The organism is Actinomadura sp. GC306, from assembly GCF_004348665.1.
GTDB lineage: Bacteria > Actinomycetota > Actinomycetes > Streptosporangiales > Streptosporangiaceae > Spirillospora.
The window spans coordinates 1-3487 of record NZ_SMKM01000422.1 but is presented as its reverse complement, the minus strand read 5'-3'; the positions used below and the strand labels follow the sequence as shown (position 1 = coordinate 3487).

Here is a 3487-nt window from a genome sequence, read left to right as displayed (position 1 = left end):
GGGGGCGGCCGTCACGGCGATGGGGGAGGGCGCGGCGGCCGTGCTCGCCGGGCTGGAGCGGGTCGATGCCGTGCTCGCGGTCGGCGGGAGCGGCGGGTCGTCGATCGCGGCGCGGGCCGTGCGGGATCTGCCGATCGGGCTGCCCAAGCTCATCGTGTCCACGATGGCGTCCGGGGACGTGACGCCGTACGTGGGTGCGAAGGACGTCACGATGATGTACAGCGTCGCCGACATCGCGGGCGTGAACCGGGTGACGCGGCTGGTCCTCGGGAACGCGGCGGCAGCGGCGGCCGGGATGGCGCGGGCGTACGAGGCGGCGCGGTCGGCGCCCGCGGCGGACGAGCGGCCCGTTGTCGCGGCCTCGATGTTCGGGGTGACGACACCGGCGGTGGACGCCGCGCGGGTGCGGCTCGAAGAGCTGGGCTACGAGGTGCTCGTCTTCCACGCCACCGGGGCGGGCGGCCGGGCGCTCGAAGGGCTGGTGGAGAGCGGGCTGGTCGAGGGCGTGCTCGATCTGACCACGACGGAGCTCGCCGACGACCTGGTGGGAGGGGTCTTGTCGGCCGGGCCCGAGCGGCTGACGGCGGCGGGACGGCGCGGGGTGCCGCAGGTCGTGGCGCCCGGCGCGCTGGACATGGTCAACTTCGGGCCGCGCGAGACCGTCCCGGAGCGGTTCGAGGGGCGCGTCCTGTACGTCCACAATCCGACCGTGACGCTGATGCGGACGACGCCGGAGGAGATGGCGGAGCTGGGGCGGCGGGTGGCGGCCAAGCTGGCCGCCGCGACCGGGCCGGCGGCGCTGTTCGTCCCGCTCGGGGGCGTGTCGGCGCTGGACGCGCCGGGCATGCCGTTCCATGACCCGGCGGCGGACGAGGCGTGCTTCGCGGCCATGGCGGGCGCGGTGGAGACGGAGCGGCTCGACGTGAACATCAACGATCCGTCGTTCGGCCGCGCGATGGCCGACCGGCTGCACCAGATGATCTCGGAGGGAGCGGGATGAAGCGGGGAACCGTCCTGGAGCGGCTCCGGGGCACCGTCGCGGAGGGCAGGCCCGTCATCGGCGCGGGGGCGGGCACCGGGCTGTCCGCCAAGTGCGCGGAGGCCGGCGGGGTCGACCTGGTCATCATCTACAACTCGGGCCGGTACCGGATGGCGGGGCGCGGGTCGCTGGCCGGGCTGCTCCCGTACGGCGACGCGAACCAGATCGTGGTGGAGATGGCGTCCGAGGTGCTGCCGGTCGTGGCGGACACGCCCGTCCTGGCCGGAGTGTGCGGCACCGACCCGTTCCGGCTGATGCCGGTGTTCCTCGATCAGCTCAAGGCCATGGGCTTCGCGGGAGTGCAGAACTTCCCGACGGTCGGGTTGTACGACGGCGTGTTCCGGCAGAACCTCGAAGAGACCGGCATGGGCTTCGACCTGGAGGTCGAGATGGTGCGGCTCGCGCACGAGCGCGACCTGGTCACCGCCCCGTACGTCTTCGACGAGGACCAGGCGCGGGCGATGGCGGAGGCGGGCGCCGACGTCCTCGTGCCGCACGTCGGGCTCACCACGAAGGGCAGCATCGGCGCGGGCACGGCGCTGACGCTGGACGAGGCGGTCGAGCGCGTCCAGGCCATGCGGGACGCCGCGTTCGCCGTCCGCCCGGAAGTCCTGGTGCTGTGCCACGGCGGGCCCATCGCCGAACCGGACGACGCGGCGTACGTGCTCTCCCGCACCGAGGGCGTCGTCGGCTTCTTCGGGGCGTCCTCGGTCGAGCGCCTGCCGACCGAGCGGGCCATCACGCGGCAGGTGGCCGCCTTCAAGGATCTGGAGCTCTGATGCTGGTCAATCCGGGAGACGTGACGACGATGACCTTCGACTGGGGGTCCATCAAATGGTTCGTCACACCGTCGTCCGTGCCCGGCGCGGGCAGCACGTTCGGCGAGGTGATCGTCAATCCCGGCAAGGGGCACGCGCGGCACAACCATCCGGGCGCTGAGGAGGTCATCTACGTGATCTCCGGGGAGGCGGCGCAGATGGTGGACGACGGCGAGCCGTTCCGGATCGGCGAGGGCGACGCGGTCCACATCCCGAAGGGCGTCTGGCACTCGACGTACAACGCGACGTGGCGCCCGCTCCGGCTGATCGTCACCTACACGCCGGGCGGCGAGGAGAAGGCTCTGGAGGCCGCACCGGACCTGCGCCTCCTCGCGGCCGGGGCGGTGCCCGAGTGGAGTCGGGGTTGAGCGCGTGGCCAGGTCAGGTGCGTGACCAGGTCTCCAGGCCGTCTTCGGTGAGCAGGACGTCGAACGCGGTGTCGGCGGCGCCGATCAGCGGGCCCTGCGGGCCGAGGGGGGAGTGCAGGACGGGTGGCGGTTCGGCGCGGCGGTAGCGCATGAGGGCCGAGGTGTAGCCGTCCGCGAGGGACGCGGGCGTGCGGGCGGCCAGGTCGAGGGCCAGGCCGGAGAGGGTGACGACGTCCGGGTCGAGCGCGTTGACGAGGGCGCCCATGCCCCGTCCGAATGCGTGGGCGGCCTGGGCGACGGCCTCCAGCGCCGCGGGGTCGGCCGCCGCCGACGCGATGATCTCGCCGGCCGTGGTGCGCGGGTCGGCGGGCGTCGGCGAGCCCCACGAGCGACGCGTCGTTCCCGACGAGCAGGGGGACACCGGGCGGCTGCAGCGGGTCGAGGGCGACATCGCGCCAACCCAGCCCGGACGCCTGAATGATCGTCGTCCCGCTGACCGTGCCGGCGACACCGGCCGACACCGCGCGGACGCGCCCGCCGTAGTGGGCGTGCAGCGCGGCGACGTGCGAGGCGAGCGTTCCGACGAGGGCGGGGGAGCCGGTGTGGCGGCCGGTGTCCTCGGTGATGACGCGCCCGCCGAGCTCCACGCAGGCCACCCGCCACTGCTCGTGGCTGATGGCGACCACGCAGACCAGCGGGCCCTCGGGATGGGCCCCGAGGACGGGGGACGGCCGGCCGCGCCCGCTCGCGCGCGCCGGCGGGGTCTCCCGCACCAGCCGCGCGGCCTTGAGCCGGGCCGTGATCTCGGTGGCGGACCCGCTGCTCAACCCCAGCGCGCGCGCCACGTCCGCCCTGGTCGCGGACGGGTGCGCGTGGACGTGGCGCAGCACGGCCAGCGCGCCCTGGCTGCGCAGGGCCCGCGCCGAGTGCGCGGTCTTCGGCTGCATGGTGACATCCTGGCCGTTCCGATTTATCCTCGTGGCACGAGCATATTCTCTCCCCGGGGTGACCATGAGCGAGACCGCGGTGCTGCGGCGCACCTCCTCGACCTTCGGCCTCTACCTCGCGTTCGGCTGCCTCGGCTACCTGCTGACGGCGCTCGGCGCGATCCTGCCCGAGCTGCGCGCCGAGCGCGGGCTCCCGCGCGCCGAGGTCGCCCTCTACCCGTCGGCGTTCGCGCTCGGGCTGGTGGTGGTCGGGCTCGTCGGGCACCGGCTCGCGGAACGGCTCGGACGGCTGGCGGCCCCCGCGGCACTGGCGGC

5 protein-coding genes are annotated in these 3487 nt (G+C 74.3%); 4 read left to right on the top strand and 1 reads right to left on the bottom strand.

Annotation, left to right across the window (positions count from 1 at the left end; all coding sequences use genetic code 11):
* The 3 genes from E1200_RS32050 to E1200_RS32040 all read left to right on the top strand — a co-directional run.
* A partial coding sequence (locus tag E1200_RS32050; RefSeq protein ID WP_131956218.1) for a Tm-1-like ATP-binding domain-containing protein occupies window positions 1–1000 on the top strand: 1000 nt, incomplete at its 5' end.
* Entirely contained in the window at window positions 997–1818 is an 822-nt protein-coding gene (locus E1200_RS32045) for a phosphoenolpyruvate hydrolase family protein (protein WP_131956215.1), read from the top strand. The genes E1200_RS32050 and E1200_RS32045, both read left to right, overlap by 4 nt.
* Entirely contained in the window at window positions 1818–2225 is a 408-nt protein-coding gene (locus E1200_RS32040) for a cupin domain-containing protein (RefSeq protein WP_131956213.1), read from the top strand. Before E1200_RS32045 ends, E1200_RS32040 begins: the two co-directional genes overlap by 1 nt.
* A gap of 13 nt (window positions 2226–2238) precedes the next feature.
* Here the strand turns inward: E1200_RS32040 and E1200_RS32035 are convergent, their stop codons facing one another.
* Window positions 2239–2676: an ROK family protein gene (locus tag E1200_RS32035; RefSeq protein WP_131956211.1), complete on the bottom strand. Its 438-nt coding sequence runs from the start codon at window positions 2674–2676 to the stop codon at window positions 2239–2241.
* A 173-nt stretch (window positions 2677–2849) separates the two neighbouring features.
* Between E1200_RS32035 and E1200_RS35090 the strand changes: the two genes are divergently transcribed.
* On the top strand, window positions 2850–3487 hold a 638-nt coding region (locus tag E1200_RS35090), incomplete at its 3' end, for a hypothetical protein (protein WP_243709013.1).

What these genes read in the sequence shown, in the direction of transcription:
- E1200_RS32045 (WP_131956215.1), top strand. Translation starts at nt 997, where the DNA reads ATGAAGCGGGGAACCGTCCTGGAGCGGCTCCGGGGCACCGTCGCGGAG.
- E1200_RS32035 (WP_131956211.1), bottom strand. Translation starts at nt 2,676, where the DNA reads ATGTCGCCCTCGACCCGCTGCAGCCGCCCGGTGTCCCCCTGCTCGTCG.
- E1200_RS32040 (WP_131956213.1), top strand. Translation starts at nt 1,818, where the DNA reads ATGCTGGTCAATCCGGGAGACGTGACGACGATGACCTTCGACTGGGGG.